At 72.6% G+C, this 26,943-nt stretch carries 22 protein-coding genes and 1 pseudogene; 9 read left to right on the forward strand and 14 right to left on the reverse strand.

The annotated features are described in order from the left end of the window. Window positions 1-18: 18 nt before the first annotated feature. The 3 genes from mptB to ACJX2R_RS04235 are packed head-to-tail and all read left to right on the forward strand — an operon-like array spanning window position 19 to window position 3,751. The gene (gene mptB, locus ACJX2R_RS04225) at window positions 19-1,509 is read left to right on the forward strand and encodes a polyprenol phosphomannose-dependent alpha 1,6 mannosyltransferase MptB (protein WP_413098827.1); all 1,491 of its coding nucleotides are present in this window, start codon (window positions 19-21) and stop codon (window positions 1,507-1,509) included. Continuing rightward, entirely contained in the window at window positions 1,506-2,723 is a 1,218-nt protein-coding gene (locus tag ACJX2R_RS04230) for a glycosyltransferase 87 family protein (RefSeq protein WP_413098828.1), read from the forward strand. The genes mptB and ACJX2R_RS04230 overlap by 4 nt, the downstream gene beginning before the upstream one ends. A 20-nt stretch (window positions 2,724-2,743) precedes the next feature. Continuing rightward, entirely contained in the window at window positions 2,744-3,751 is a 1,008-nt protein-coding gene (locus tag ACJX2R_RS04235) for a lysylphosphatidylglycerol synthase transmembrane domain-containing protein (protein ID WP_413098829.1), read from the forward strand. Window positions 3,752-3,829: 78 nt separating this feature from the next. Here the strand turns inward: ACJX2R_RS04235 and ACJX2R_RS04240 are convergent, their stop codons facing one another. Both ACJX2R_RS04240 and ACJX2R_RS04245 read right to left on the reverse strand, forming a co-directional pair. After that, window positions 3,830-4,942, reverse strand: a complete 1,113-nt coding sequence (locus ACJX2R_RS04240) for a CapA family protein (protein ID WP_413098830.1) — start codon at window positions 4,940-4,942, stop codon at window positions 3,830-3,832. A gap of 96 nt (window positions 4,943-5,038) precedes the next feature. Next, window positions 5,039-5,845 (reverse strand): SigB/SigF/SigG family RNA polymerase sigma factor, encoded by an 807-nt coding sequence (locus ACJX2R_RS04245; protein ID WP_413098831.1) that lies wholly within the window; start codon window positions 5,843-5,845, stop codon window positions 5,039-5,041. 388 nt (window positions 5,846-6,233) lie between these two features. On the opposite strand from ACJX2R_RS04245, the gene ACJX2R_RS04250 reads away from it, so the two are divergent. Beyond that, window positions 6,234-8,294 (forward strand): phosphocholine-specific phospholipase C, encoded by a 2,061-nt coding sequence (locus tag ACJX2R_RS04250; protein WP_413098832.1) that lies wholly within the window; start codon window positions 6,234-6,236, stop codon window positions 8,292-8,294. 120 nt (window positions 8,295-8,414) lie between these two features. Here ACJX2R_RS04250 and ACJX2R_RS04255 read toward each other — a convergent pair whose 3' ends face one another. After that, a complete protein-coding gene (locus ACJX2R_RS04255; RefSeq protein ID WP_413098833.1) occupies window positions 8,415-9,305 on the reverse strand; it encodes an AraC family transcriptional regulator in 891 nt (296 codons plus the stop codon). Between the two features lie 171 nt (window positions 9,306-9,476). On the opposite strand from ACJX2R_RS04255, the gene ACJX2R_RS04260 reads away from it, so the two are divergent. Genes ACJX2R_RS04260 through ACJX2R_RS04270 form a run of 3 tightly spaced genes read left to right on the forward strand, consistent with a single transcriptional unit; the run spans window position 9,477 to window position 11,871 of the window. After that, complete coding sequence (locus ACJX2R_RS04260) at window positions 9,477-10,070, forward strand: non-oxidative hydroxyarylic acid decarboxylases subunit B (RefSeq protein WP_413098834.1); 594 nt, start codon at window positions 9,477-9,479, stop codon at window positions 10,068-10,070. A gap of 31 nt (window positions 10,071-10,101) precedes the next feature. Next, a complete protein-coding gene (locus ACJX2R_RS04265) occupies window positions 10,102-11,526 on the forward strand; it encodes a non-oxidative hydroxyarylic acid decarboxylases subunit C (protein WP_413098835.1) in 1,425 nt (474 codons plus the stop codon). Between the two features lie 42 nt (window positions 11,527-11,568). After that, window positions 11,569-11,871, forward strand: a complete 303-nt coding sequence (locus ACJX2R_RS04270) for a non-oxidative hydroxyarylic acid decarboxylases subunit D (RefSeq protein ID WP_413098836.1) — start codon at window positions 11,569-11,571, stop codon at window positions 11,869-11,871. On the opposite strand, the pseudogene ACJX2R_RS04275 reads toward ACJX2R_RS04270, so the two are convergent. From ACJX2R_RS04275 to ACJX2R_RS04315, 9 genes and pseudogenes are all read right to left on the reverse strand, one after another. Next, window positions 11,838-12,451, reverse strand: a pseudogene (locus ACJX2R_RS04275) (cytochrome P450); the annotation flags it as partial. The gene ACJX2R_RS04270 and the pseudogene ACJX2R_RS04275 sit on opposite strands and share 34 nt — an antisense overlap. Window positions 12,452-12,515: 64 nt before the next feature. Continuing rightward, window positions 12,516-12,719: a ferredoxin gene (locus ACJX2R_RS04280; RefSeq protein ID WP_413098837.1), complete on the reverse strand. Its 204-nt coding sequence runs from the start codon at window positions 12,717-12,719 to the stop codon at window positions 12,516-12,518. Further along, window positions 12,716-13,333: a TetR/AcrR family transcriptional regulator gene (locus tag ACJX2R_RS04285; RefSeq protein ID WP_413105769.1), complete on the reverse strand. Its 618-nt coding sequence runs from the start codon at window positions 13,331-13,333 to the stop codon at window positions 12,716-12,718. The genes ACJX2R_RS04280 and ACJX2R_RS04285 overlap by 4 nt, the downstream gene beginning before the upstream one ends. Window positions 13,334-13,500: 167 nt before the next feature. Then, the gene (locus ACJX2R_RS04290) at window positions 13,501-14,529 is read right to left on the reverse strand and encodes a class I mannose-6-phosphate isomerase (RefSeq protein ID WP_413098838.1); all 1,029 of its coding nucleotides are present in this window, start codon (window positions 14,527-14,529) and stop codon (window positions 13,501-13,503) included. A gap of 156 nt (window positions 14,530-14,685) precedes the next feature. Then, window positions 14,686-15,699 carry a tagatose 1,6-diphosphate aldolase gene (locus ACJX2R_RS04295; protein ID WP_020874364.1) on the reverse strand — a complete coding sequence of 338 codons (1,014 nt, stop codon included), beginning with the start codon at window positions 15,697-15,699 and terminating at the stop codon, window positions 14,686-14,688. A gap of 62 nt (window positions 15,700-15,761) precedes the next feature. Next, the gene (locus ACJX2R_RS04300; protein ID WP_413098839.1) at window positions 15,762-17,486 is read right to left on the reverse strand and encodes a hypothetical protein; all 1,725 of its coding nucleotides are present in this window, start codon (window positions 17,484-17,486) and stop codon (window positions 15,762-15,764) included. Next, on the reverse strand, window positions 17,483-18,364 hold the full coding sequence (locus ACJX2R_RS04305; RefSeq protein WP_413098840.1) for a carbohydrate ABC transporter permease: 882 nt from the start codon (window positions 18,362-18,364) through the stop codon (window positions 17,483-17,485). The genes ACJX2R_RS04300 and ACJX2R_RS04305 overlap by 4 nt, the downstream gene beginning before the upstream one ends. A 3-nt stretch (window positions 18,365-18,367) precedes the next feature. After that, a complete protein-coding gene (locus ACJX2R_RS04310) occupies window positions 18,368-19,384 on the reverse strand; it encodes a carbohydrate ABC transporter permease (protein ID WP_413098841.1) in 1,017 nt (338 codons plus the stop codon). Further along, window positions 19,384-20,715, reverse strand: coding sequence for an ABC transporter substrate-binding protein (locus ACJX2R_RS04315; RefSeq protein WP_413098842.1), 1,332 nt, complete (start codon window positions 20,713-20,715; stop codon window positions 19,384-19,386). Before ACJX2R_RS04315 ends, ACJX2R_RS04310 begins: the two co-directional genes overlap by 1 nt. Before the next feature lie 169 nt (window positions 20,716-20,884). Between ACJX2R_RS04315 and ACJX2R_RS04320 the strand changes: the two genes are divergently transcribed. Next, on the forward strand, window positions 20,885-21,694 hold the full coding sequence (locus ACJX2R_RS04320) for a DeoR/GlpR family DNA-binding transcription regulator (protein ID WP_182472771.1): 810 nt from the start codon (window positions 20,885-20,887) through the stop codon (window positions 21,692-21,694). A gap of 133 nt (window positions 21,695-21,827) precedes the next feature. Continuing rightward, on the forward strand, window positions 21,828-24,521 hold the full coding sequence (locus tag ACJX2R_RS04325; protein ID WP_413098843.1) for a carbohydrate-binding protein: 2,694 nt from the start codon (window positions 21,828-21,830) through the stop codon (window positions 24,519-24,521). On the opposite strand, the gene ACJX2R_RS04330 is transcribed toward ACJX2R_RS04325, so the two are convergent. Together ACJX2R_RS04330 and mdlC are read right to left on the reverse strand one after the other, a co-directional pair. After that, complete coding sequence (locus ACJX2R_RS04330; protein ID WP_413098844.1) at window positions 24,518-25,294, reverse strand: ABC transporter ATP-binding protein; 777 nt, start codon at window positions 25,292-25,294, stop codon at window positions 24,518-24,520. The genes ACJX2R_RS04325 and ACJX2R_RS04330 overlap by 4 nt on opposite strands. Before the next feature lie 7 nt (window positions 25,295-25,301). Beyond that, on the reverse strand, window positions 25,302-26,936 hold the full coding sequence (gene mdlC, locus ACJX2R_RS04335) for a benzoylformate decarboxylase (protein WP_413098845.1): 1,635 nt from the start codon (window positions 26,934-26,936) through the stop codon (window positions 25,302-25,304). Window positions 26,937-26,943: the final 7 nt, after the last annotated feature.

Here is a 26,943-nt window from a genome sequence, read left to right on the forward strand (position 1 = left end):
CGACGTCAATTTCCGGCCATGCGCTCTCGCGAGGCTGGCCGGGTGCTGGTACGTCGCCTTCTCCGCCAACGTGTCGCCGTCACTCCTGGTCACTGCCGGCTCCTCGGGCTCGCCGGGTCGGTGGCCCTGGCAGCGGGTGGGGCGACGGCCGGAGCGCTACCGGTGGGGGACGCCCTCACCCCTGACTCCGGCAGCGAGGCGCTCGGCCTGATCAGCACCTATTTCGGGCTTGTGCTGCTGATCGCGGCGTGGTGGCTGCTGGGGCGCGAGGTGCGCGGACCGAAGCCGCCCGGGCCCCGCTCCCTGCTGATCACGCTCGCCACCTGGGCGACTCCCCTGCTGCCCGGGCCGCCGCTGTTCAGCCGGGATGTGTACAGCTACCTCGCCCAGGGCGCGATGGTGCACGCCCGCATCGACGTCTACACCCACGGCCCCATCCGCCTCGGCGGGCCGCTGGCGGACGAGGTGGCGCCGGTGTGGCAGCACACCCCGACGCCGTACGGCCCGGTCTCGCTGGCCTTCGAATCCGCCGTCGCCCACGCCTCGCGCGCCGAGCCGTCGCTCGGGGTGATCGGGCTGCGGCTGATCGCGCTGCTCGGGGTGGCGCTGATGGTGCTCGCGCTGCCCGTCCTGGCCCGCCGCTGCGGTACCGACCCGAGCTCCGCCCTGTGGCTGGGCGGCCTCAACCCGCTCCTGCTGCTGCATCTGGTGGGCGGGGCGCACAATGATGCCGTGATGCTCGGGCTGCTCGGGGCCGGGCTGGTAGCCGCGACGGGCCGATGGCCGGCCTGTGGCGCGGTGCTGGTCACGCTCGCCGCCCTGGTCAAGGCCCCGGCGGCGCTGGGGCTGCTGGCGGTCGCCACGCTGTGGGCGCGCCGGGTGGAGGGCGGCGGGCGGCGCGTCGGCGCCGTGGCGGCCACCGCCGCGCTGTCCCTGGCCACCACGGGGGTGGCGACGGCCGTGACCGGCACCGGCTACGGCTGGATCTCCGCGCTCACCACCCCGGCCTCACCGGACAACTGGGCGCTGACCAGCACGCTCGGCCGCGCCACCGGCGCCCTGCTGGAGGCCGTCGGCAGCGGTCTGGCGCCACTTGCCGCGCCCGCGTGGCACGGTCTGGGGCTGCTGGCCACCGCCGCGGCCATCGGGGCCGCCTGGCTGCGCCCGCCCCGCCCCCGGCCGGTGTACGCGCTGGGGCTGAGCCTGATCGCGGTGGCCGTGCTGGGCCCGGCGATCCGGCCCTGGTACGTGCTGTGGGGGCTGTTCGTGATCGCCGCGGCCGGTCCGGGCGGAACGGTGCGCAGGGCGGTGGTGGCCGGGAGCGGGGTGCTCGCGCTGGCCGTGCTGCCCAATGGGTTCGCGCCGGATTCGCGGCAGCTGACGTACGCCGTGTGCGGGGGTGCGCTGGCGGTGTGCGCGCTGTGGTGCGTACGGCACGCGCCGGGGTTCGCCACCGGCGACGCGCTGCCCGCCGTCCCCGGCGGCCACCGATCGGAGCGTTCGGCATGACGGGGCCCACCACCTCACGCGGACGGCTGGTGCTGGCGCTGGCCCTCACGGTGGCGGTGGCGCTGTTCCTGGCCTTCGTCCCGCTGCACCGGCACTGGTTCGACCTCAATGTCTACTACGACGCCGTGGGCCACTGGACGCGCGACGGCCGCATCTACGACTTCACCATCCCCGGCGCGGACGGGGCGGACTACGGCTTCACCTATCCGCCCTTCGCCGCGCTGTGCATGCTGCCGATGGCCCTGTTCACCTGGCCGGCCGCGATCACCCTGAGCATGGTGCTCAACGTGGCCGCCTCGGCGACCCTGCTGACCTGGCTGATCGGGCCGATCGTCCGGCGGCACGGCTGGAACAAGTGGTTCGCCTTCGTGGTGGCGGCCTGTCTGTTCGTCCTACTGGAGCCGGTGCGGGACACCTTCAGCTTCGGGCAGGTCAATCTGCTGCTGCTGGTGCTGGTGTTCTTCGACGCCTGGCGGCTGTCCACGGGGCGTGGCCGGTTCGCCGGCTGCGGTATCGGGCTCGCCGCCGCCATCAAGCTCACTCCGGCGATCTTCATCGGCTATCTGCTGATCACCCGGCGGTGGCGCGCCGCCGCGACCGCCACGGGCACCGCGGCGGCCGCCACCCTGCTGGCCCTGGCGGTGGCGCCGGGGGCCTCGCGGGTCTACTGGACCGAGGCGCTGTGGGACACCGACCGGATCGGGGTGCTCTCCTACGTCTCCAACCAGTCGTGGGAAGGGGTGCTGGCCCGGCTGGTCGATCCGGTCCCGCCGAGCGGGGCGGTGTGGGCGGTCGGGGTGCTCGCCGTGCTGGCCGTCTGGGCGCACCGGGTGCGCTCCGCGGTGGCCGTCGGGGACGAGCGGGCCGGCTTCGCGCTGACCGGGGTGACCGCCTGTCTGATCAGCCCCATCACCTGGGTGCACCATCTGGTCTGGCTGATTCCGGCCCTGGCGGTGCTGGTCGACAGCGGGCTGCGGCCGGACACGCCACCGGCCCGGCGCAGGCTGCTGCTCCAGGTCGGTGCGGTGGTGTACGTGCTGCTGTGCAGCAGTGTGGTGTGGCTGTGGCGGTTCGACTCCACCGGGGTGGACGGCTTCCTCGGCAGCAACGCCTATGTGTGGATCTGCCTCGGCCTGCTGATCGCGCTCCCGCTGCGCGGCGCGCGTTCCGCGACGATGCTGGGCCAAGAGCCGTATCCGGCACGTATCCCATGACGACAGGAGTGTCCGGACCGATGCCTGAAGCGATGCCGCGCCCCGCGGAGCGGCCCCTGGACCGGACCGCGGGGCGGTCGGAGCGCCGGTCCCTGTACCGGCTGCTGCCGCTGCGCCAGATCCTGTGTCTGCTGCCGCTGCTCGTCGTGGCCGTCTGGGTGGTCCAGCACCGCTCGCTGATCGGCTCCGGCGCCCGTCAGATGTTCACCGCCAATCCGTACTGGCTGCTGACGGCGGTGGCGACCACCGGGCTCGGCTGGGTGGCGGTGTCGTTCGCCCGGCAGGGCACGGTGCTGGAGCGGCTGCCGGCCAGGCGGCTGTTCGCCACCCAGTTCGCCGCGGGGGCGGCCAACCATCTGCTGCCGTCGGGGATCGGCGCCGGCGCGGTCAACATCCGGTTCATGACGGGCTGCGGGCTGCCGCCCGCCCGCTCCTCGGCGGCGCTCGCCCTGTACTTCCTGGCGGAGGCCACGGCCCGGGTGGGGTTGCTGCTGGTGCTGCTCGTGGCGTTTCCCGAGGCGCTGCGGCTGGGCCCGCTGCTCCCGGAGTCGGTGAGCGGGACGGTGGTGGCCGGGGTGGTGGCGGCGGCCGGGGTGCTGGTGGCCGGGGCGGCCCTGATCCGTCCGGTGCGCCGGCTCGTGGTGACGTTCCTGCGCACCGCGCTGGCCGACGCCCGGTCGCTACACACGCGGCCGTCCAGGGCGCTGGCGCTGTGGGGTGGTTCGCTGGCGTTTCCGCTGCTCCAGGCGACGGGGCTGGTGGCGGTCGCGCTGGCGCTGGAGCTCGAGGTGCGTCCGGCGCATGTGATGCTCGCGTATCTGGCCGCCACGGCGGTGGCGGCCGTCGTCCCCGCCCCCGGTGGTATCGGCTCGGTCGACGCGGCGCTGGTCATCGCGCTGGTGGCGGCGGGGGCGCCGGTCGAGTCGGCCACGTCCACGGTGCTGGCGTACCGCTTCATCACGGTGTGGCTGCCGCTGATCCCGGGGGCGCTGGTGCTGGGCGGGCTGGTGCGCTGGAAGGTCGTCTGACCCGGCGGGGTCAAGGCCCGCGCGGGGTCAGGGCCCGCCCGGGGTCAGGGCCCGCGCGGGGTCAGGGGCCGCGCAGGGTCAGGGGCCGCGCAGGGTGAGGACGTCATCGGGCCGGACGTCGATGTGCGAGCCGAGGAAGGCCCCGACCCGGTCGAGGGTTCCGCCCAGCCATGCGGCGTCGTCGTGGCCGGTGCGCTCCAGCCGCATCCGCCGTGACCGCAGGGGCACCATGCGCAGGCTCACCAGGCGGCCGGTGTCCGGGTCGAGCTCGGGGAAGTAGAGCAGCCGCAGATCGTCGCGGTACCGCTCATAGCCGCCGATGCCCTCGTAGTCGTCGACCATGTCGCCGCAGCCGTAGAGGACCAGCTTGCCGCGGTACACCTCGAGGGGGCGGGGGTGGTGGGAGGAGTGGCCGTGGACGAGGTCCACACCGCCGTCGATCAGGGCGTGGGCGAAGTGGATCTGGTCCGGTGAGATGCCGTACCCCCAGTTGCCGCCCCAGTGGACCGAGGCGACGGCGAGGTCGCCGGGGCGCTTGAGCTGCCGTACGCGGTCGGTGATTCCGGTCGCGCAGGCGTCCGAGAGCTCGGGCAGGAAGTCGATGCCGGACCGGTTCTCGGCCGCGGCCCACCGGCCCGGGATCCCGCTGGAGGCCGCGCCGAACGAGAAGACCAGCACCCGGCGGTGGTCCCCGGCCGGGACGGCGGCGGGGCGCCGCGCGGCGGCCGCGTCACGGCCCGCTCCGGCCACCCGGAGCCCGGCGGCGGCCAGGGAGTCGAGCGTCTCGTCGAGCCCGCGCCGGCCGCCGTCGAGCACATGGTTGTTGGCGAGGACGCAGACATCGGGCCGGACCGCGGTCAGACAGGGGAGGTTGTCCGGGCTCATCCGGTAGTGGACGTCCTTCCCCGGGGCGAACTCATCGCTGCGGGTGACGCTCGTCTCCAGGTTGATCACCCGTACCTCGGGCGCCTCCTCGTCCAGCACCGCCAGGGCGTCGCCCCAGGGCCAGGAGAAGTCCACCGGGCGCGGGATCGGGCCGTTCGCCTCCTCGGCCAGCTCCACATAGGCCCGGGAGTCGCGGATGTAGGGCTCGTGGAGCTCCGGATCGCCCGGATGCGGCAGGATCTGGTCGACTCCGCGGGCGAGCATCACATCGCCGCAGAGGAACAGCGTCACCGCCGTGTCGGGCATATCTCAACGATAGGCGTGCGTCGCCATGAGTGACGGTGGCCGGGGCGGGGACCCGGAGGGGCGTACGCACGGGGAGGTGCGGCGGATGAGCGGAGCTCACGCGGCGCGGGCGCCGACCTCCTGGCCCAGACGGGCGCAGGTGCGATTGATGAGCCGGGAGACATGCATCTGGGAGATGCCGAGCCGATCGGCGATCCGGCTCTGGGTCTCGTCGCAGAAGAACCGCAGGTAGAGGATCTCCCGCTCGCGCGCGGGAAGCCTGCGCAGGCACGGCTTGAGGGATTCGCGCTGGACCACCCGCTCGTAGGAGGACTCGGTGGAGCCGAGGGTGTCCACCAGCGCGTAGCCGTCGTCCGCGCCACGCAGTGCGGCGTCCAGCGACAGTGTGCGGAAGCTGTCGAGCGCCTCCATGCCGACGAGGACGTCCTCCTCGGTCATGCCGGTGTGCCGGGCGATGTCCTTGACGCTGGGCGAACGGTCGTCCGGTGAGCGGGTCAGCTCCTGGATGGCGGTGCGGACCCGGTTGCGCAGCTCCTGGACCCGACGCGGGACGTGGAGGCCCCACATATGGTCGCGGAAGTGCCGCTTGACCTCTCCGACCACGGTCGGGACGGCGTAGCTCTCGAAGGCCGAACCCCGGTCCGGCTCATAGCGCTTGACCGCCTTGACCAGGCCGACCATGGCCACCTGCCGCAGATCCTCGGGGCTTTCGCCGCGGTTGCGGAACTGTGAGGCGATGCGCTCGGCCATCGGCATCCAGGCCCGTACGACATCCTGTCGCAGGGCCTCCCTCTCCTGACCGTCCGGCAGATCGGCGATCCGGCGGAAGTCGGCGGAGGTGTCGGGGGCGTCGTCGTGTGCGTGCTTGGGGTGTGTTCGGGGGTGTGCGCGTGTGGACGTCATGGGCGGTCTCCCTTGGGCTGTCGTCGGTGTCACCACAGGTTCTGGCAATCCGGACAACTCGGGCGACCGTGAGCACGCCTTGCGCAGCCGGGCTGCTCCCATGGCGTGCCTCCGGTCCGAAGCACACTGTGCGCGTGCCCTTCCTCGGCGCGGCGAAACGGAGTTCGTCTCCATGGATGCCGGTCCATCCGGTGCGTCGTACGTCACATCCATCCGGTTCATGGCCGTATGGGCATGCGGGACCCGCGGCAAGGATTCGGCCCACGATCAAGATTTACGGAGGCTTTCCCGCCGTTTCGCCCCAGTGCCGTTGTCCGTACCGTCTTGGCGGAAGAGACTGCACCGTTCCCCCCGCTTCCCTTCGAACGCCACAGGAGACCGGAGCGTCATGACCTCCATAGACCGTCGAAGATTCATGCAACTTGCCGGTACCGGCACGGCCATGTCCCTCCTCTCCGCCAGCATCGCGCGCGCCGCGGAGATTCCGGCGAACCGCCGGACCGGGAGCCTGCGGGACATCGAGCACATCGTCGTGCTGATGCAGGAGAACCGTTCCTTCGACCACTACTTCGGCACCCTGCGCGGGGTACGGGGATTCGGCGATCCGCGGCCGGTGCGGCTGCCCAGCGGCAAGCCGGTGTGGCACCAGTCCGACGGCTCCAAGGAAGTCCTGCCGTTCCGTCCCGAGGTGAACGACCTCGGGCTGCAATTCCTCCAGGACCTGCCGCACGGCTGGGGCGACGGCCATGTGGCGTTCAACGACGGCGCGTACGACAAGTGGGTGCCCTCGAAGTCGGCCACCACCATGGCGTATCTGACCCGCGAGGACATTCCGTTCCACTACGCGCTGGCCGACGCCTTCACCGTCTGCGACGCCTACCACTGCTCGTTCATCGGCTCCACGGACCCCAACCGCTACTACCTGTGGTCCGGTTACACCGGGAATGACGGCAAGGGCGGCGGCCCGGTGCTGGACAACGCGGAGGCCGGCTACGGCTGGACCACCTACCCCGAGCGCCTGGAGAAGGCCGGGGTCTCCTGGAAGATCTACCAGGACATCGGCGACGGGCTCGACGCCGAAGGCGGCTGGGGCTGGATCGACGACGCCTACCGCGGCAACTACGGCGACAACTCGCTGCTGTACTTCAACCAGTACCGCGACGCCAAGCCCGGCGACCCGCTGTACGACAAGGCCCGCACCGGTACCGACGCCAAGAACGGCGACGGATTCTTCGACGTCCTGCGGGCCGACGTGAAGGCCGGGAAGCTGCCGCAGATCTCCTGGATCGCGGCCCCCGAAGCCTTCACCGAGCACCCCAACTGGCCCGCCAACTACGGCGCCTGGTACCTCGCCCAGGTGCTGGACGCGCTCACCTCCAACCCCGAGGTGTGGAGCAGGACCGCGCTGCTCATCACCTACGACGAGAACGACGGATTCTTCGACCACGTGGTGCCGCCGTACGCGCCCGCCGCCGAGCGGGGCGCCTCGACCGTGGACACCACCGGGGAGCTGTACCCCGGCTCCTCCTCACAGCCCGCGGGCCCGTACGGGCTGGGGCAGCGGGTGCCGATGCTGGTGGTGTCGCCGTGGAGCAAGGGCGGCTGGGTGTGCTCGCAGACGCTGGACCACACCTCCGTCATCCGGCTCATGGAGCGGCGCTTCGGCGTCGAGGAGCCCAACATCTCGCCGTGGCGGCGGGCGGTGTGCGGCGACCTGACCGAGGCCTTCGACTTCTCCCGGACCGATGTGAAGGTCCCGGCCCTGCCGGACACCAGCGGCTACCGGCCCAAGGACAACGAGCGGCACCCGGACTACGTACCGGCGCTCCCGGCGAACCCCTCGCTGCCCCGGCAGGAGTCCGGGCTGCGCCCCGCCAGGCCGCTGCCGTACGACCTGTCGGCCGATGCCACGACCGGTGCCGACGGCGGTCTGCGGGTCGACTTCGTCCACCACGGCAAGGGCACCGCCGCACACTTCCACGTGACCTCCACGAGCCATGAGCGCGGGCCGTGGGGTTACACCGTCGAGGCGGGCAAGCGGCTGTCCGGCAGTTGGCGGCGCTCCTCGGCGGACAACGGCGCCTATGACCTCCAGGTGCACGGTCCGGCCGGTTTCCTGCGCCACTTCACCGGCCACGCCACCGGTGAGGGCCCCGAGGTGAGCGCCCGTCACGACCGGGCGACCGGGGAGGTCGAGCTCACCCTCGTCAACCAGGGCGACACGACGGTGCGGCTCACCGTCACGGACGGCTACCACAAGGAGAAGCCGGCGAACTACCGGCTCCGGCCGGGCGCGCGGGTGGTGCACACCGCGCGGACCGGGCGCAGCCACCAGTGGTACGACCTGTCGGTGGTCTCCGACCACGACAGCGGCTATCTGCGCCGGCTGGCCGGGCATGTGGAGACCGGCCGAGCGGGGATGAGCGACCCCGCGCTCTCGGCGGGCTGAGCCTCCGCCACCGGTCCCTCGTCGCGCGCCCGTCCGGCTCCCCGCCGGGCGGGCGCGCGGTGCCTCTCCCCACCAGATGTGGCGCTCGGGCCGCCAACATCGCATGCGGCGCTCGGGCCGTCAGCGCCGCGCGCCCGAGGCGCGGACGCGGAACCCGGCCGGGGTCTCGCCCGAGCGCCGCCGGAAGAACTTGGTGAACACGGTGGCGTCCGGGAAGCCCAGCCGCTCGCCGATGGCCGTGGCGGACAGATCGGTGTGCACCAGCAGCCGCTTGGCCTCGAGCAGCACCCGGTCGTCGATGAACCGCTTGGCGCCGCATCCCACGGTGGCGCGGGTGGCCCGGGTCAGCGTGCGGACGCTGTAGCCCAGCCGGTCCGCGTAGTCCTCCACCCGGTGGGTGCGGGTGTAGTCGCGCTCCACGGCCTGCTGGAAGCGGCGGAACGCCTCGCTGCCCGCCGTGTCCCCGCCCTGGGCGCCGGGCAGATGGGCCAGCCGCAGCACGAGGACGGCGACGAGGTGGCGCACCACCTCGACATGCGCCTCCAGCGGTCCGGACACCGTCCGGTACTCGCTCTCCAGCAGGTCCAGGACGCCACGGACGGCCTCGGCGTCGGCGCCCTCGGGCACCACCAGCGGGGAGCGCGACGCGGGCCGGTCCAGCTGGGCGACCGCGGCGGTGGCGGCGCCGAGATAACCGGGCGGGAAGAGCACGGCGGCGCCGTCCGCCGCGCCGAGGGCGGACCGGAACTGGTGGATCTGCCCGGGGCGCACCCACATCCAGCCGCCCTCGGTCAGCTCGTGTTCGGTGAAGTCCACCGAGCAGCGCAGCGTCCCGGAGCGCACGGTGATCAGCTGGTGGAAGGCGAGCCGCATCGGGGCGTGGACATCGAGGCCATGGCTCCGGGCGCGGGCGGCGAGCCCGGGGAAGTCCAGGACGGCCGCTCCCGGCGGGGCTCCCACGGAGGGCCGGAACGGAACCTCGGTGACATCACGGTGTCCGTTTCTGTCCATAGCGCGTCTTCAGTGTACGGCTGGTGTGCCCTGGTCCGCATCTAGCGTGGAGTGCGTTGTGGTGAACGGGTGACCGAAAGAGTCCCCATGATCACCGCTTCCCCTTTCATCGAGAGCATTCCGCTTTCATCGAGAGCATTCCGCCGAGAGCAGCCGAGGGAGCGCGCCGCCATGCGATTGATCGTGGGCATGACAGGAGCAACGGGTGCCGTGTTCGGCATCCGGCTGCTGGAGACGCTGGCCGGGCTGCCCGAGGTGGAGACCCATCTGGTGCTCAGCCGCTGGGCGCGCACCACGATCGAGCTGGAGACCGGCCGGTCCGCCCGCGAGGTGGCCGCGCTCGCCGATGTGACCCACTCCCCCGAGGACCAGGGCGCCACCATCTCCTCCGGCTCCTTCCGCACCGACGGCATGATCATCGCGCCGTGCTCGATGAAGACCCTCGCCGGGATCCGCGCCGGCTACGCCGACGGGCTGGTGGGCCGTGCCGCGGACGTGGTCCTCAAGGAGCGGCGCCGGCTCGTCCTCGTACCGAGGGAGACCCCGCTCAGCGAGATCCACCTCGAGAACATGCTGGCGCTCTCCCGGATGGGCGTGCGGATGGTCCCGCCCATGCCCGCCTTCTACAACCACCCCCGGTCGGTGGACGACATCGTCGACCACCTCACGGCCCGCCTCCTCGACCAGTTCGACCTGCCCGCGCCCGCCGCCGAGCGGTGGACGGGCATGCGCGCCGCCCGCGGCCCGAAGCCCACCGCCGCCTGATCCCCCCGCCCCTCCCCCACTTGGAGTTCCCATGGCCTACGACGACTTCCGCGGCTTCCTCGACGCCCTCCGGAAGGAGGGCCAGCTGCTGCACATCGACGACGAGGTGCTGCCCGAGCCGGACATCGCCGCCGCCGCGAACGCCGCCCCGCGCCTGGGCGGCCACGCCCCCGCCCTGTACTTCGACAACGTCAAGGGCTTCACCGACGCGCGGATCGCGCTCAATGTGCACGGCTCCTGGGCCAATCACGCGCTCGCGCTCGGCCTGCCCAAGGAGACCGGCACCAAGGAACAGGTGGAGGAGTTCATCCGCCGCTGGGACACCTTCCCGGTCGCCCCCGAGTGGCGCGAGAACCCGGTGTGGGCCGAGAACACCCTGGAGGGCGAGGACGCCGATCTCTTCCGGGTGCTTCCGCTGATCCGGCTCAACGACGGCGACGGCGGCTTCTACATCGACAAGGCGGCCGTGATCTCCAAGGACCCCGCCGATCCCGAGCACAGCGGCAAGCAGAACGTCGGCATCTACCGCATCGAGGTCAAGGGCAGGCGCACGCTCGCCATCCAGCCGGTGCCGATGCATGACATCGCCCAGCACCTGCACACCGCCGAGGAGCGGGGCGAGGACCTGCCCGTGGCCATCGCGCTCGGCAACGAGCCGGTGATCTCCATCGTGGCCTCCACCCCGATGGAGTACCAGCAGAACGAGTACGAGCTGGCCGGCGCCCTGCGCGGCGCCCCCGCCCCGGTCTCCCGGGCCCCGCTCACCGGGCTGCCCGTGCCGTGGGGCAGCGAGGTGGTCATCGAAGGCGTCATCGAGGGCCGCAAGCGGGAGATCGAGGGGCCGTTCGGCGAGTTCACCGGCCACTACTCCGGCGGCCGGAACATGCCGGTCATCCGCGTCGACCGGATCTCCCACCGCACGGCCCCGATCTTCGAGCACCTCTACCTCGGCATGCCGTGGACCGAGGTGGACTACCTGATCGCGGCCAACACCTGTGTGCCGCTGTACAAGCAGCTGCGCCGCGACTTCCCCGAGGTCCAAGCGGTCAACGCGATGTACACCCACGGGCTGGTGGTCATCGTGTCCACCAAGAAGCGCTACGGCGGCTTCGCCAAGGCCGTCGGCATGCGGGTGCTGACCACTCCGCACGGCCTCGGCTACGCCGCCACCGTGATCGTGGTGGACGAGGACGTCGACCCGTTCGACCTCCCCCAGGTGATGTGGGCGCTGTCCACGAAGATAAACCCGGCGGGCGATCTGGTGCGGATCCCCAATCTGTCGGTGCTGGAGCTGGCCCCGCAGGCCATCACGCCCGGTATCACCGACAAGCTCGTCATCGACGCCACCACCCCCGTCGCCCCCGACAACCGCGGCAACTACGGGACCCAGGTGCGCGATCTGCCCGAGACGGCCGAGTGGCTGGCCCGGCTGCGGCAGCTCACCTCCGCCCGCTGAGCACCCCACCCCGCCCCACACCACCTCATGGAAGGACTTCGGATGTCCGACACCACTCCCCCGCGCCCGGCCTCCCTGTGCCCGCGCTGTGCCCACGAGACGATCGAGCACATCACCGGCTCCCCCGTCCCCGGCGTCTGGGAGGTGCTCCAGTGCGCACGGTGCCTGTACATGTGGCGCACCAGCGAGCCCGCACGGCGCACCCGGCGCGACGCCTACCCCGAGGAGTTCATGCTGACGCCCGAGGACATCGGCACCGCGCCGGAGGTCCCGGCCGTTCCGCCGCTGCTCAAGGCCGGGAGCCGGAACGGCTACCAGGTGACGGGGAGTTCATACACTCCGTAGATCACCGCGTCGTACCGGGCCAGCGGCTGGCCGAGACAGTGGTGGGTGCCCGCGCCGAACGCCTGGTGGTGGCGGGCGTCCCGGCCGATGTCCAGCCGGTCCGGGTCCGGGAAGACGGCCGGGTCCCGGTTGGCCAGTTCGCCGAGGAGGATCACCCCTCACCGGCCCGGATGGTCCGGCCGGCGATCTCGATGACCTCCAGTGCCGTCCGGCGGCGTCCGAGGTGGACGACGGGCGAGCCCGGAGAGCAGATCGTCACCGGGCCGGGCCAGCTTCTCCCCCACCAACTGGTCCAGATACCCGTACAGATTGGTGTGCGCGGCGGCCCGCTCCTCGGGCGTGGCCACGGCGGAGACGAGGACCTGGAGATGACCAGCGACGGAAGCGGCAGCGCGAGCGCCTGGACCAGGTCGGCCGGTTTGGGTCCGGCCAGCATGCGGGTGATGAAGTCGTCCACCATCTGCCGCACGACCGGGCGCATCGCCTCGACCCGCTTGATGGTGAAGGCGCCGCTGACCATGCGGCGCAGCCGGGCGTGCTCCGGATCGTCCATGCCGACGAAGCTCAGGTCAGCGGGCCCCAGCTCGCCAGCCCGCGCAGCTCCGTCTTCCTCCGAGGGTCGGTCGGGCGTGGGCCGCCGTTGATCAGTCCGGAGATTCGCTCAGCTGGATCGCGGCGGCCGGGCAGACGCTCGCGGCCTCCTGGACGGCCGTGTGGTGGACGTCGGCGGGCTCGGCGTCGAGCAGCACGACGATGCCGTCCTCCTCGCGCTGGTCGAACACCTCGGACGCGATGAGCACACACTGGCCCGCGCCGCAGCACTTCTCCTCGTCGACGGTGATCTTCATGTCCGGGCCTCCTTGGCTGGGGAACGGCTGGTGACGGGGGCGAGCAGCAGACCGGTGATGGCGTCGGTGAGCGCGCCGGCCGTGTCGTCCCAGGACGGCTGGCGGGTACTGGTCCCCGCGGCGAGGGCGCGCTCCCGTTCGGCACAGGTATGGGTGATCAACTGGCGGGCCATGTCGCCGCGTTCGGCCCGCACCTCGGCGGGCAGCGCGTCCAGGCAGCCGCCCAGGCCGTGGAGGGTCTCCCGCAGCGGCTCCCGCGTAAGGGCCTCGTCGGTGACGATCGCCCGCAGCACGGGGTCGGTCATCACCTGGACGGCGAACCGGGCGTACCAGGAGGGGACGCCCAGGGTGGCCAGGTGCTCGGTGGCGGGGCGCACCAGGCAGGCGACCCAGTCCCGGACCTCCTCGCTGCCGCAGGTCTCCTCCACCATCCGCCGCCGGATCTCCTCGATCGTCTCGGAGTGCTTGCGCATGATGGCCCACACCAGATCCGCCCTGGTGCCGAAGTGATAGCCGACCGCGGCGACATTGCCCTGCCCGGCCGCCTCGCTGATCTGCCGGTTCGACACCGCGACCAGGCCGTGCTCGGCGTACAGCCGCTCCGCCGCGGCCATGATGGCCTCGCGGGTCCCGGCGGAGCGGACGGTGCGTGCGTCGGTCACCGTGGCCTCCAGTCTCCGTGGTTCCTGTGAGCTGTCGCGGCCACTCTAAAACGCGTGAATTAAATAAAGCAACTGACTGAAGAGCCCGGCGGGAGGCCGGGCCCTTGGGAGAACGGCGATCAGCCGGCCGTACCGGGCGCGGGCGGGCGGCAGCGCAGGGCGCTCACCGGCCCGGACAGCTCGGTGGGCCCCGCGGCGTACGGAATCAGCACGGTCTGCCCAGCGCTCACCGCCAGCGGACGGCCCCGCTCATGGCCGAGCGTCCCGGCGCCGTCGAGGACCACCAGTACCGAGAAGCCCGGGTCCAGCGCGGCCGTCGGCTCGCCCCGGCACAGCTCGGCCCGGAAGGAGCTCCCGGCCTCCGGTGGCAGCACACTGGCGCCGGAGGCCACGCCCGCGCCGGGTCCGCGCAGCCGGGCGAGCGCGGCGGCGTCCACACCCGTGCGGTCCACGGCGGCCAGCGCGCGGCCGAAGCCCAGTCCCAGATGGCCCTCGGTGGCGCCGTCGATCGCATAGCCCTCCCACTCCAGCAGGACGGAGAAGTCGGTGGGCTCCTGAAGCTCCACCAGCAGCACGCCCGCTCCGATGGCATGGGGCATCCCGGCGGGGCACAGCAGCGCGTCCCCCGCGGCCACCGGCACCCGGTGCACGGCCCCGTGCAGCGCCTCCGTATCGCCGCGCTCCACCCAGTCCGCCAGCTCATCGGCGGTGACATCGCGGGTGAAACCCATGCGGATCTCGGCGCCCGGGGCCGCGTCCACCACGAACCACGCCTCGGTCTTGCCGTGGGCGCTGCCCAGATGGGCCCGGGCGAAGGCGCGGTCGGGGTGGCTGTGCAGCGGCAGCCGCTGCCCGGCGTCCAGCAGCTTGACCAGCAGCGCGGTGTCCGCTCCGTACGCCCCGGTGTGCTCAGGGCCCAGCCAGGCGCCGGGATCGGCGGCCACGGCAGCGGCCAGTCGGGTGCCGTCCGGCAGCGTGGTCAGCCCGGCGGGGGCCTGGGCGAACCGCGGGGTGGTGGAGGCGACCCAGTCCTCGGGGCGATAGCCGTCGCCGTCCGGGGCGGTGCGCCGGAAGCGGGCGATGGCGCCGGAGTCGCGGTAGAAGGAGCGCGGCTGGTTCGGTGGCAGCGGGACCGGCTCGGCGGTCATCCGGGGTCCTCCCTGGTCGGACGGGGGCGGGCGGACAGGCGGGGGCGGGTGAACGGGCGGGGGCGAGCGGACGGGCGGGGATGGGTGGACGGCTGGCGAGGAGCGGTGGGCGGGTCAGGTCCGCCCACCGCCCCCGCCACGGGGCCACGACGGGCGTCAGACGGCCGGGTGCCAGTCGTGGAACCAACCCTCGGGCAGGCGGTCCAGCGCCTGGTCGAGGGAGCGTCCGGGCAGGAACGGCCTGCCGTGCTCACGGATGACCGCGTTCAGTTCGTCCAAACGGCCCCTGGCCTGCTCAATGCCCCTGGCCCGCCCCTCGGGGTCGTGGGTGGACACCGCGTCCCGCCAGATCGACCGGCCCGCCAGATAGCCGCACGCCCCGGCCTGCGCCGAGATCCGTACCTGGGTGCGGAAGTCCTCGTAGCCCACCCCCGCGGAGAGGATCACCCAGGGGACCCGTACCGAGGAGTCCAACTCCTTGCAGGCGGCCGCGGCACGCTCCCGCCCCTGCTCGGTGTCCACGTAGCCCGGGAACTCCACCTTGAGCATGTCGACGCCCAGCCGGTCGGCGTCCACGGCGGAGCGGATGATGCCCTCGACCCGCCGCTCCTTCCACTCCGCCGAGCCGGGGTCCTCCCCGGGCAGCGGATACCAGATGGGCTCCACGACCAGGGGCAGGCTCAGCTCGGCGCATTCGGCGACCAGGTCGCGCACCACCTGGCGCTGATGTTCGGCGGTGGCCGGGTCGCCGTCCGGGCGGTACCACCACAGCAGCTTGGCGACATCGGTACCGGCCAGCTTGATCTGCCGGGTGGACCACCCCTCGCGGTGCCGGGTGCGGCGCGGCCCCTCGGGGATGCTGTAGTCCTCGTCCTCGATGCTGGCCATCAGACCGACGTCGCGGGGCAGTGCGCCGCTCGCCGTCAGATGGCCGATGCCGTAGTGGGCGTCGAGGAGTACGGCGGTCACGCTGGGCGCGACGGCCCGGATCACGGCGTCCTTCGCCCGGACCACATCCGCGAAGCTCACCGTCCCGGGGTCCGGGGCCAGCAGCTCGGCGAAGTCCGAGAGATGGTCCAGGGCGCAGATCAGAAAGAAGCCGTCCGCGCTGGTCACCCGGGTCAGGCCGCGCAACTTGCCCGGATCGGTGGTCAGGTCGGAGGTGCTCATGAGGGTCCTCTCATCAAGGGGCGTCAAGGGATCGCCGGGCGGATGCCGGCAGCCTTCGGGGGTCAACGGGGCGGGAGGTCGGGAGGGTCGGTCGTGGTGGGGGTCGGTGGCCGGTGCGACGGATCGTCCGGCGGGAGCGAGCGGGCGAGCAGCAGCCCGCCCACGAAGGTGTCGCCGAGGCCGATGGTGGCCGCGGGCCGGCAGAGGTGGGGCGCGGGTACGCAGTCCGCCCGCAGCCCGTCCCCCAGCGAGCCGTCGGCCGGGCGGTCCTCGGCGTAGCCGGCCGCGGCCGGCGGTTCGAGGTCGGCGGTGGGCTCGCCGTGGGCGGCCCGCGCGGCGGCCAGCAGACTGCCGGTCATCAGCGCGGTCCGCTGCTCGGTGGGGTCGCCGCGGTGGACGGCGAGCACCCAGCCGTCGGCGTGCACACAGACCCGCTCCAGGCGGTACGCGGTGGCGAACCGGGCCGCGGCGGTGACGGGCGAGGCGCGGGCGGAGGGCCCGGCGAGCGCGGCGAGTTCGGACAGGCTCATGCCGACGGAGTCGGCCAGCGGGGCGTACTCGTCGCATCCCGCGCGCAGGGCGCGGACGGTGGCGAACTCGGCGAGTTCGAGGTGGAGCAGCGGCAGTCCGGCGTCCCGCCAGGTGCGGACGACCTCGGTGAGCCAGGCCCGGTCGGCAGGCCCGGTGCCGTCCTCGGGCAGCCCGTTCATGCCGGACAGCAGACCCGCCGCGGCGGTGCGGGCCAGTTCGCCGGAGCGGGCGGCGAACCACTCGTCGCGCTCGATCCCGTCGTCCACGAACCGCAGGATGATCCGGGAGGAGCGCGGCAGCCCCTCCGGCAGTCCGGGCACGGGGGTGCCCGCGGCGAACTCCAGGACGCCGTGCGGCTGTTTGGCCACGCGGGGGCGGCCAGGGCCGCCGAGACCACCCGGTCCGCCGGGGCCGCCCGGACCACCCGGTCCGCCGAGACCACCCGGACCACCGGGACCCCCAGGGCCACCCAGACCACCGGGGTCACGACCACTGGGCCCGCCCAGACCGCCCGAACCACCGGGATCGCCAGGGCCGCCAGGACCACCAGGGCCACCGAAACCACCGGAACCACCATGGCCGCCCAGACCACCGGAACCCCTGGGACCCCCGGGACCACCGGGACCACCAGGGCCACCCAGACCGCCGAGGCCGCCCGGACTACCCGGTCCGCCGGGGCCGCCCGGATCGCCCGGATCGCCCGGTCCGCCAGGACCGTACGCGCCGTCCGTGGTCCGGCCGCTGCGCGTGGCGGCGTGGGCCAGTTGTCCGGCCGCGACGGTGCCGGTGGGGGTGCACAGCCGCACCTCGGGGTGGAGCACCGCCAGTTGCTCGGCGCCGCGGTCGGCCAGCGGAACGACGCTGGGCGCGCCGAGAACGGCCAGCGCCCAGGACGCCTGGGGGCCGCTACCCCCGAGCTGCACCTGGTCGGGGGCGCCGAGCAGTGTGCTCACCCAGTCGGTGCCGCCCGGCCACAGCTCGACGATCTCCCCGCCACGGCCCTGGCGGATCCGCCGGTGGACCTCGGCGGCCACCCGGCCCGCCGGTCCGGACGCGCCCGTCCAGTCGACGAGTGCGGCGATCCGGGCGGGGTCCATCCGGTAGACGTGGTCGACGCAGGCGCTGAATCCGGCGAGGACAGGTGCGGCCGTACGGGCCCTGGCGCGGACCCGCGCGGCGAGGGCACGGTACCGGTCCGCCCAGACCTCGTCCCGGCTGACCGCCCGCAGCGGCCGCGCGGTGGCCCGCCGGGTCACTCCTTCACCGCCCCGGAGGTGATGCCCGCGACGATGCGGCGCTGGAAGAGCATGACGATCAGCACCAGCGGCACGGTGACCACGACGGAGGCGGCGGCCATGTCGCCCCAGGGCACGAAGTACTGGGACTGGAAGCCCGCGATGCCGACCGGCACGGTCTGGTGCTCGGGTGAGGAAGTGAAGGCCAGCGCGAGCATGAACTCGTTCCAGTTGGTGATGAAGCCGAGCATTCCGGCGGCCGCGATCCCGGGCAGCGCGAGCGGCAGGATCACACTGCGCAGGGTGCGCAGCAGCCCCGCCCCGTCGATGGCGGCGGCCTCGTCCAACTGCGTCGGCAGGGACCGGAAGTGCGCGTACAGCACGAAGATCATCAGCGGTAGGGCGAGCCCGACGTACGAACTGGACAGCCCCGTGTAGGTGTCGAGCAGCCCGAGGGTGTTGAGCACCAGATAGAGCGGGACGACGATCGAGATCTGCGGGAACATCGACAGGCCGAGGACGACGGCGAGCACCGCGCCCTTGCCCGGCACCGGCAGCCGGGCCAGCGCATAGGTGGCCAGCGCCGCCAGCAGCAGTCCGACGGCGGTCGCGGTGACCGTGACGATGACGCTGTTGACCAGGTACTTGCTGAACTCGTAGTCGTTGAAGACGGCCCGGTAATGCTCCAGCGTGCCCGGGATGGGCAGCCAGTGCGGGGTGACCGAGGACAGATCGCGGTCCCGCTGGAACGAGGTGCTGAGCTGCCACAGGAACGGTGCGACGGACCAGAGTACGACGGCGCCGACGGCGGCCCGGAACAGCACCCGGCGGGTCAGGGCCCGGCGGCGGGCCCGGATGGCGGCGGGCGCGGCGGGGACGGGCGCGGGGATGGCGGTCATGGCTCAGCCCTCCAGGGCGCGGTAGCGCCGGCTCAGGTAGTAGGCGAAGCCCGCGGCGATGAGCACTTCGGTGACGAAGGCGGCGGTGGCGATCATCGAGCCGTAGCCCAGTTCGAGGCCGGAGAAGAGGGTCTTGTAGCCGAAGGTGGACAGCGTCTCGGTGGAGTCCGCGGGGCCGCCGCCGGTGAGGACGTACGGCAGGTCGAAGACGCGGAAGGCGTCGAGGACCCGGATGAGCGCGGCGATCAGCAGGGCGGGCGCGATCACGGGCAGGGTGACGCAGCGGAAGGTGCACCAGGGCGAGGCGCCGTCGATCTTCGCGGACTCACCCAGCTCCCTGGGCACGGTCTGGAGCGCGGCGAGCACCAGCAGCGCCATGAACGGGGTGGTCTTCCATACGTCGGCGAGCCCGATGGTGGGCAGCGCGGTGTGCGGATCGCCGAGGAAGTTGACGTAGCCGTCGGTCAGCTGGAGCCGGGTCAGCAGGTAGTTGGCGACACCGGACTGCCCGTCGAAGATCCAGCCGAACATGCGCGAGGTGACGACGGTGGGGATGGCCCACGGGATGAGCACGGCGGCGCGGGCCCATCCGCGCCCTCGGAAGGACTGGTGCAGCACGAGCGCGAAGCCGATGCCGAGCGCGGTCTCCACGAGCGTGGTGCCGAAGGCGAAGGCCACGGTGCGCCACCAGGCGTTCCAGAACAGGTCGTCGCCGAGCAGCCGGGACAGATTGGCGGTTCCGGTGAAGTGCGATCCGGTGGAGAACCCCGCGTCGTGCAGGGACAGCCACAGGGTGCGCAGCACCGGGTAGAGGGAGACGGCGAGGACGGCGGCGAGCGCGGGGGCCAGCAGGACGATGCCCACCAGGCGCGGGCCCGCGGACGAGGACTCGCGCAGTGGGAGACGGCGGCGCGGGGCGTCGGGATCGGGCGTGAGCTGCGGCTGCTCCAGGGAGGGGGCGTGCTTGCCGCGCAGCGGCGTGTGTCCGGACGTTCTGTGGAAGAAGGCGAGGTGGCCCATCAGACGATCGCCTCCAGGTCGCGCCGGGCGGAGCGGAGTGTGCCGCGCACATCGCCGTAGACCAGGGCTCGGGAGACCGCGGACTGGAGGGCGAGGCTGACCCGGGAGTAGTGCGGGGTGACGGGGCGGGGCACGCCGTTGCCGAACGCCTCCTTCAGCTTGACCATCGCGGGCTGGCCCTCGGCCAGCTTCTTCTCGTCGTAGACCGAGACGCGGGAGGGGGCGTTGCCGAAGTCGAGCGCGAAGGCGAGCTGTGCCTCGGTGCCGGCGAGCCAGTGCAGGAAGTCCATGGCGCCTTCCTTGTTGCGGGAGCCTGCCGCGACGCCGAGCTGATAGCCGCCGAGGCAGGAGGAGGACGTGCCGCCGGGGAAACTGGGCAGCGGGGCGACGTCGACCTTGCCGACGACCTTGGACTGGTCCGGGTTCTGGGAGACGCCGTAGACATAGCTCCAGTGCCGCATCATCCCGACCCGGCCCGCGGTGAAGGGGCGGCGGCTGGGCTCCTCGTCCCACGAGAACACCTCCGACGGGCTGACCTTGTAGCGGTACACCAGGTCGCGCATGAACTGGACGGCCTCGACGCATGCGGGGCCGTCCACGCGCACCGCGCCCGAGGGGTCGATGATGTGGCCGCGGTTGGAGGCGATGAACTCGACCAGGTCGCACAGGAGGATCTCGGCCTGCTTGGCCTGCCACAGATAGCCCATGGGCACCCGGCGGTGTTGCATCTCGGCCGCGAGGTCGGCCAGTTCGTGCCAGTCGGTCGGCGGCTTGCGGCCGAGCGCCCGCATCAGGTCGGTGCGGTAGTAGAGGCCGCCCGCGTCCACGTACCAGGGCAGGGCGACGAGACGGCCCCGATAGGTGCACGCCTCGACCACGCCGGGGAAGAAGGAGCGCCGCAGCGCCGCGGAGACGTCCCCGTCCAGCGGGTGCACCCAGCCCGCCTCGGCCAGTTCGGCGATCCACACCACGTCCTGCGCGAAGACGTCGACCGTGCCGTCCTTGCGGGCCAGCAGCTGGGTGAGCTGCTGATGGCATTCGGTGCTCGAGCTGGGCGGCGGCAGGTTGCGCACGGTGACCCGATAGCGGGTCTGGGCGGCGTTGTAGCGGTCGGCGAACGACTGCATTCCAGCCGCGCCTCCGGTGAACGCCGCGCAGGCGAAGGTGAGTTCTCTTCTGCGGCCGCCGCCTCCGCCGACGCTGCGGCCGGGCTCATCGCCCCCGCAGGCGGTGAGCGCGGGGGCGGCGGCGAGGCCGCCGAGGGCGGCGGCGGCGACCCGGCGGCGGGTCCAGGGCGGCTCGGGGCGTATGGGTGGGTGGTGCGGCTCCACGGCGACTCCATTGACGCGCAGAAAGGCGTACAAAGCTGCGCTGGTTTATGCGGCTCTTTGCTGCAAGCTACGGCGGCAGCACCCCACGGTCAAGGGTCGTGCTGCGGCTTCTTGCGGTAAGGTGCAAGAATCTGCGGTATTACGCAGCGTCGAGAAGGGGGACCACACGATGACGTCAGCAGAGGGCACCCGGGCGGCGAACCTGCCCGCGCGCCGCCGCGCCGACCTCACCGCCTTCATCCAGCAGCGCGGCCAGGCCACCATCGCGGAGCTGGCGAAGGAGTTCGCCGTCTCGGTCGACACCGTACGGCGGGACCTGGACCATCTGGCGGCGCGCGGACTGGTGGCGCGCACCCATGGCGGGGCCGTGCCCGGGGGCGAACTGGCCACGGCGGACAGCCCGATGACGGACCGGATGAACGAGCGCCGGGAGGCCAAGGAGGCCATCGGAACCGCCGCCGCCCGTCTGGTGCGGGACAATGAGACGCTGCTCGTCAACGGCGGCACCACGGTGCTCTCGGCGGTGGCCGCGCTCGGCGGCCACCGGGGGCTGACGATCGTCACCAACAATCTGCGGGTGCCGGGGATGGTCCCGGTTCAGGCCCTTCGCGATCTGTTCGTCCTCGGCGGCGGCTGCCGGACCACCGCACTGGTCACCATCGGCCCGATCCGCTTCCCGGACACCGCCGGGGTGAGCGCGGACACCGCCCTCATCGCGGTGGGCGGGGTCAGCGCCTCGGGACTTTCGGTGTCCAACATCCCGGAGGCCCAGATGATCCAGGAGATGATGGACTCCGCGTCCCGGGTCGTGGTGCTGGCGGACTCGGCCAAGTTCGAGCGCCGGGCACTGGCCCTGATCTGCCCGCTCAGCCGCGTCGACGTGCTGGTCAGCGAGCGGCCCCCGGGCGATGAGCTGGCCCACGCCCTGGAACGGGCCGGCGTCACGCTCGCCGGCCCGTACCTCCCCGAGGACGGCTGACCACACACGGAAAGAGACATCGGACCTGTCTCATGGAATCCACGCATTCCTGACCTTGATTTCGCCTCCAGCCGTTGACGTCATCCGATGTTTCTCCTAGGTTTCGGTCGACCCTGAACACTGGAGGCGGTAGATGAGACCCACGCTCAGGCGCATATCCCTGGCCGTCGCCGCGGCGATGGCCGTCTTCACCGCGGCATTACCGGGCACCGCGACGGCGCAGGGCGGGCAGGGGCAGCAGGGGCGTACGTATCACGTCGCCACCTGGGGCGCCGACCACGACAGCGGCAGCTCGCGCCAGCCGTTCCGCACCATCGGCCGCTGCACCGAGCAGGTCGGGCCCGGGGACACCTGTCTGATCCACCGCGGGAACTACCGGGAGCGGGTCGCCCCGCCCTCGGGCCGCGCCGACGCCCCGGTCACCCTGGCGGCGTACGGGGACGGGCCGGTCACCGTGGACGGGACGCGAGCGGTGACCGGGTGGCGGGACGCGGGCGGCGGTCTGGTGGCCGCCGATGTGGACCTCCCGCTCGACCGCAGCGAGAACGCGCTGTTCCTGGACGGCGAGCGCGCCATGGAGGGCCGCTGGCCCAACTCGGGTTCCGATCCGCTCAATCCGTCCTGGGCGGTGGCCGAGCGCTCCTCCACCGATCAGCACATCGACGACCCGGATCTGCCGGACGGCGACTTCACCGGCGCCACCGTCCACCTGTGGGCCGGTTCCAACCCGTGGAGCCAGCAGACCGGCACCGTGACCACCACGTCGGACGGCGCCCTCGACTTCAAGGGCGGCAACTACCGCTGCACCCCGCTGTGCATGGGCGACCAGAACTACCGCAACTACTACCTGGTCGGCGCCAAGGCCACGCTGGACCAGCCCGGTGAGTGGTACTACGACAAGGACGCGGGCCGCCTCTATCTGGTCCCGCCCAAGGGCGGTATCGCGGGCCACACCGTGACCGCGAAGTACCAGAGCTGGGGCGTGGACCTCTCGCACAGCTCGCATGTCACCGTCCGCGGCCTCGATCTGTGGGGCACCTCGCTGCGTACCGGCGCCGACAGCACCGGTGTGCTGGTCGAAGGGCTCCGCGCCCGCTACATCTCGGAGTTCTCCACGCTCCCCATGCCACGCGACGACGAACTGGCCATCCCGCCCGGCGAGGGCCACATCGTCGCCTCGCGGGTGCTGAACTCCGGTGTCCAGATCCTCGGCCGGGGCAACACCCTGCGCGACAGCGACATCGGCTACTCCGCGGGCACGGGTGTGCTGCTGCGCGGCAGTGGCAACACCGTCACCGGCAACTACATCCACGACGTGGGCTGGATGGGCAGCTACACCCCCGGTATCGAGGTCAACGGCAATGGCCAGACCGTCACCCACAACACCATCCGCCGCACCGGGCGCGCCAGCATCGACACCGCCTGGCAGCTGAACGGTGTGCCCTTCCACGACAACCGGATCGCCTACAACGACCTCTCGGAGGCGATGCGCACCTCACGCGACGGCAGCCCGTTCTATGTGTGCTGCAACCTGGACGCCAAGGGCACCAGCGTCGACCACAACACCGTGCATGACGCGGACGGTCAGGTCGGCTACTACATCGACAACTCCTCCGGCAACTTCCTGCTGCACCACAACGTGGCGTACAACACCGGCACCCGAGGCACCTTCTTCAACGGCCACAGCAGCGTCAGCCTCGGCAACCGCGACCACAACTCCTCGTACGGCACGGGCATTTCCACCGCCGCCGTCCGGCTGAGCGGTGCGACCGACGCCACGGGGACGTATGTGAGCAACGACGTGGCACTCACGCCGATGGAGATCTCCGGTCCCGGCGACCCCGCCCCCGTCGTACGGAACAACCTGCTGCCGCCCACCGATCCGGGCTACACCGACGCGCGCAACGGCGAGCTCTGGCCGCGCGCGGACTCCCCCGCCATCGACGCGGGCGAGAAGGTCGACGGGGTGACCGGCGAGGTCCGGGGCGACGGACCGGACCAGGGCGCGTATGAGTACGGCGAGCCCATCTGGTCGTCCGGCTGCCGGCTGGCGGGCTGTGAGACCCGGGTCCGCAACGACGGCTGGAAGGCGACCGCCTCGGGTGGCGCCGATGCCTCGGCCGCCGTGGACGGGGTGCAGACCACCCAGTGGAAGGGGGACGCTCCCCAGGCCGCCGGTCAGTCCCTCACCGTGGATCTCGGCACCGCGAAGACCTTCGCCCGGCTGGCGATCGACGCCGGTCTCGACGCCACCGGACACCCCTCCGGCTTCACCGTCTCGGTCAGCCGCGACGGTGAACACTGGGGGACGCCGGTGGCCCGGGTCAGCGGCCGCTCCTTCACCCAGGACGCGGTCTTCGAACAGCGCACCGCCCGCTATCTGCGGATCGAGCTGACGCAGCCGGGTGAGAACCCATGGGCGGTGAACGAGATCCGGCTCTACGCCGACGGCCCCGACGCGACCGCCACTCTTCAGGCGGAGCGCGCCGAGGTGGTCCGGGGCGTCGAGCGCGGCGAGGCGGCCACCTCGGTCCTCGGATCGGGGGACGCGATCGGCTTCCGGGGCGTGCGCTTCGGTGCGGGCGCGGACACGCTGACGGTGCGGCTGGCGTCCGGCGGCTGCGGGGACTGCGCCCTGCGACTGCGCCTGGACTCACCCGAAGGACCGGTGGCGGCCACGCTTCCGGTGCGCGGGACCGGTGGCACGGACCAGTGGCGGGAGCGTTCGGTGCGTCTCCCCCGTACGGTGACCGGCTCCCATGACGTCTATCTCGTCGCCACGGGTGGCCACCGGGTGGCCGCCGTGGACTGGCTGACGTTGCGTTAGCCGCCAGGAGGTGGGGTCGTGGCCGCTCCCTGGCGGACCGCGCGCCCCACCTCCGTCCGCAGCGCGATGAACTCCGGCAGCCCGCGGGTGGCGATCTGGTCGCGTTCGGCGGGCAGCGCCACCGGCAGGTCCGCCCGCACCCGGCCCGGCCCCGGAGCCAGCACCACCACCCGGTCCGCCACATAGACACTTTCGTCGATGTCATGGGTGACCAGCAGAATCGTCATTCCCTCGGCCCGGTGCAGCCGCAGCAGCAGATCCTCCAGATCCTCCCTGGTCTGGGCGTCCAGCGCGCCGAAGGGCTCGTCCATCAGCAGCAGCGCGGGCCGGGCGGCCAGGGCGCGGGCGAGCGCGACACGCTGCTGCATACCGCCGGACAACTGCCAGGGGTGGTGGCGGGCGGCGTCGGCCAGGCCCACCTGCTCCAGCATGGCCACCGCCGCCGCATGGCGCTCCGCGCGGGGCAGTCCGCGCCGCCGCAGCGGTAGGGCGACGTTCTCCCGCACCGAGAGCCAGGGGAAGAGCGAGCGGCTGTAGTCCTGGAAGACCACTCCGAGCCGGTCCGGGACGCCGTCCACCGCCTCCCCGTCCAGGGTGATCCGCCCGGCGGAGGGGCGGAGGAGGCCGGCGACACAGCGCAGCAGGGTGGACTTGCCACAGCCGGACGGGCCGACGAGGGTGAGCAACTGCCCGTCGGGGACGGTGAGTTCGATGTCCCGGAGCACATCGGGGCCGTCGCCGTAGCGATGGCTGAGCCGGTCGATCCGCAGCATGTCCGCCTCACCGGGCCCAGGGCTCGTACGCCGGGGAGTCGTCGGCGGGGACCCGGACCTGGAGCAGCAGTGGGCCGTCGTCGCGGCCGAGGGCGAGGGCCCGGTCGAGGGCCTTGGGGAGGTGACCGGGGTGCTCCACACGTTCGGCCGGGCAGCCGAAGGACCCGGCGAGCGCGGCGAAGTCGACGCCGCCGATGTCGGTGCCCGGCACGGGTGCGATGCCGATGCGGTGGCCCAGCGCCTTGACCGCGCTGTAGCCGCCGTTGTCGAGCAGGACGTAGCTCACCGGGGCGCGGTGCCGGGCCGCGGTCCACAGGGCCTGCACCGAGTAGAGCGCCGAGCCGTCGCCGACCACGCACACCACACGTTCGCCGTCCGCGAGGGCGCGGCCGACCGCGAGCGGCAGCCCCCAGCCCAGCGCGCCGCTGCCGGTGGTGAGGAAGCGGCCCTCGCCGCTGACGGGGAGGCGGGCATGGAGGGCGTCGCGGTGACTGGGGGTCTCCTCCACCAGCACGGTGTCCCGGGGCAGCCGCTCGCGCAGCAGGTCCATCACCAGCTCGGGGGAGATCTCCTCCGCCGAAGTGGCCGGCAGCGGCTCGGGGGCGGGCCGCAGCGGTGGCACTGGCCGGTCGGCGGACCGGACGAGTTCGGTGAGGGTGCGCAGGGCGGGGCGGAGGGTGGTGACGATGCTGGTGCCCACCGGGAGCCACGCCGCCTGTGCCGGATCGCAGTCGAGGTGGTACAGCTCGGTGCCGTCGGCGAGCGGCGGGGCCTCGCTGTGCACGTGGTAGGTGAACAGCGGGGCGCCGAGCGCGACCACCACGTCATGGGCGGCCAGCCGCTCCGCCAGCTGGTCGGCGACGGGTGGCAGAAACCCCTGGAAGAGCGGGTGGCGTTCGTCGAAGCCGGAGCGTCCGGAGAGCGGGCTGATCCACACCGCGGCCCGCAGCCGCTCGGCCAGTTCGGCCACTTCCCGTACGGCGCGCTCGTCGTCCACGCCCGGCCCGACGACCAGCGCGGGGCGCGCCGAGGCGTCGAGTGCCCGGGCGAGGCCGGTGAGCGCGGCGGGGTCGGCGGTGTAGCCGCCGTGCACGGTGCGCGGGGCGACCGGCTCGGCGGGGCGGTCCCAGTCGTCCTCCGGTACGGAGAGGAAGACCGGGCCCCGGGGGTGGCTCATGGCGACGCGGTGGGCCTCGGCGAGCGCTGCGGGCACATCGGCGGCCCGCTCCGGCTGCCTGCTGAACTTCACATAAGGGCGCGGGAAGCGCGCCGGTTCGTCGGCGCCGAGGAAGGGCCGCAGCGGGAGCAGCGCACGGGACTGCTGCCCCGCGATGATCACCACCGGCACCCGGTCCCGGTAGGCGTTGAACACCGCTCCCAGGGAGTGGCCCACTCCCCCGGCGGAGTGCAGGCTGACCAGCGCCGCCCGCCCGGTGCCCAGGGCATGGCCCGCGGCCATGGCGACGGCGGTGGACTCGTGCAGACCGAGCACATAGCGGAAGTCCTCGGGCCAGTCGCGGAACATCCGCAGTTCGGTGGAGCCGGGGTTGCCGAAGACGGTCGTCATCCCGGTGGCGCGGCACAGTGCCAGCACCGCCTCTCGGACCGTGGTGGTCGGGGGGTGGGCGGTGGGCCCGGCCATGGGGGCC

Origin of the sequence: Streptomyces sp. Inha503 (genome assembly GCF_047215865.1) — a bacterium.
Classification (GTDB): Bacteria; Actinomycetota; Actinomycetes; order Streptomycetales; family Streptomycetaceae; genus Streptomyces; species Streptomyces lycopersici.

Coding starts and splice junctions, on each gene's coding strand:
- ACJX2R_RS04245 (WP_413098831.1), bottom strand. CDS start 5,845: ATGACGTCCACACGCGCACACCCCCGAACACACCCCAAGCACGCACAC.
- ACJX2R_RS04330 (WP_413098844.1), bottom strand. CDS start 25,294: ATGCTGCGGATCGACCGGCTCAGCCATCGCTACGGCGACGGCCCCGAT.
- ACJX2R_RS04305 (WP_413098840.1), bottom strand. CDS start 18,364: ATGACCGCCATCCCCGCGCCCGTCCCCGCCGCGCCCGCCGCCATCCGG.
- ACJX2R_RS04230 (WP_413098828.1), top strand. CDS start 1,506: ATGACGGGGCCCACCACCTCACGCGGACGGCTGGTGCTGGCGCTGGCC.
- ACJX2R_RS04320 (WP_182472771.1), top strand. CDS start 20,885: ATGACGTCAGCAGAGGGCACCCGGGCGGCGAACCTGCCCGCGCGCCGC.
- ACJX2R_RS04265 (WP_413098835.1), top strand. CDS start 10,102: ATGGCCTACGACGACTTCCGCGGCTTCCTCGACGCCCTCCGGAAGGAG.
- ACJX2R_RS04325 (WP_413098843.1), top strand. CDS start 21,828: ATGAGACCCACGCTCAGGCGCATATCCCTGGCCGTCGCCGCGGCGATG.
- ACJX2R_RS04260 (WP_413098834.1), top strand. CDS start 9,477: ATGCGATTGATCGTGGGCATGACAGGAGCAACGGGTGCCGTGTTCGGC.
- ACJX2R_RS04250 (WP_413098832.1), top strand. CDS start 6,234: ATGACCTCCATAGACCGTCGAAGATTCATGCAACTTGCCGGTACCGGC.
- ACJX2R_RS04235 (WP_413098829.1), top strand. CDS start 2,744: ATGCCTGAAGCGATGCCGCGCCCCGCGGAGCGGCCCCTGGACCGGACC.
- mdlC (WP_413098845.1), bottom strand. CDS start 26,936: ATGGCCGGGCCCACCGCCCACCCCCCGACCACCACGGTCCGAGAGGCG.
- ACJX2R_RS04290 (WP_413098838.1), bottom strand. CDS start 14,529: ATGACCGCCGAGCCGGTCCCGCTGCCACCGAACCAGCCGCGCTCCTTC.
- ACJX2R_RS04280 (WP_413098837.1), bottom strand. CDS start 12,719: ATGAAGATCACCGTCGACGAGGAGAAGTGCTGCGGCGCGGGCCAGTGT.
- ACJX2R_RS04270 (WP_413098836.1), top strand. CDS start 11,569: ATGTCCGACACCACTCCCCCGCGCCCGGCCTCCCTGTGCCCGCGCTGT.
- ACJX2R_RS04255 (WP_413098833.1), bottom strand. CDS start 9,305: ATGGACAGAAACGGACACCGTGATGTCACCGAGGTTCCGTTCCGGCCC.
- ACJX2R_RS04285 (WP_413105769.1), bottom strand. CDS start 13,333: ATGGCCGCGGCGGAGCGGCTGTACGCCGAGCACGGCCTGGTCGCGGTG.
- ACJX2R_RS04310 (WP_413098841.1), bottom strand. CDS start 19,384: ATGGGCCACCTCGCCTTCTTCCACAGAACGTCCGGACACACGCCGCTG.
- mptB (WP_413098827.1), top strand. CDS start 19: ATGCGCTCTCGCGAGGCTGGCCGGGTGCTGGTACGTCGCCTTCTCCGC.
- ACJX2R_RS04240 (WP_413098830.1), bottom strand. CDS start 4,942: ATGCCCGACACGGCGGTGACGCTGTTCCTCTGCGGCGATGTGATGCTC.
- ACJX2R_RS04295 (WP_020874364.1), bottom strand. CDS start 15,699: ATGAGCACCTCCGACCTGACCACCGATCCGGGCAAGTTGCGCGGCCTG.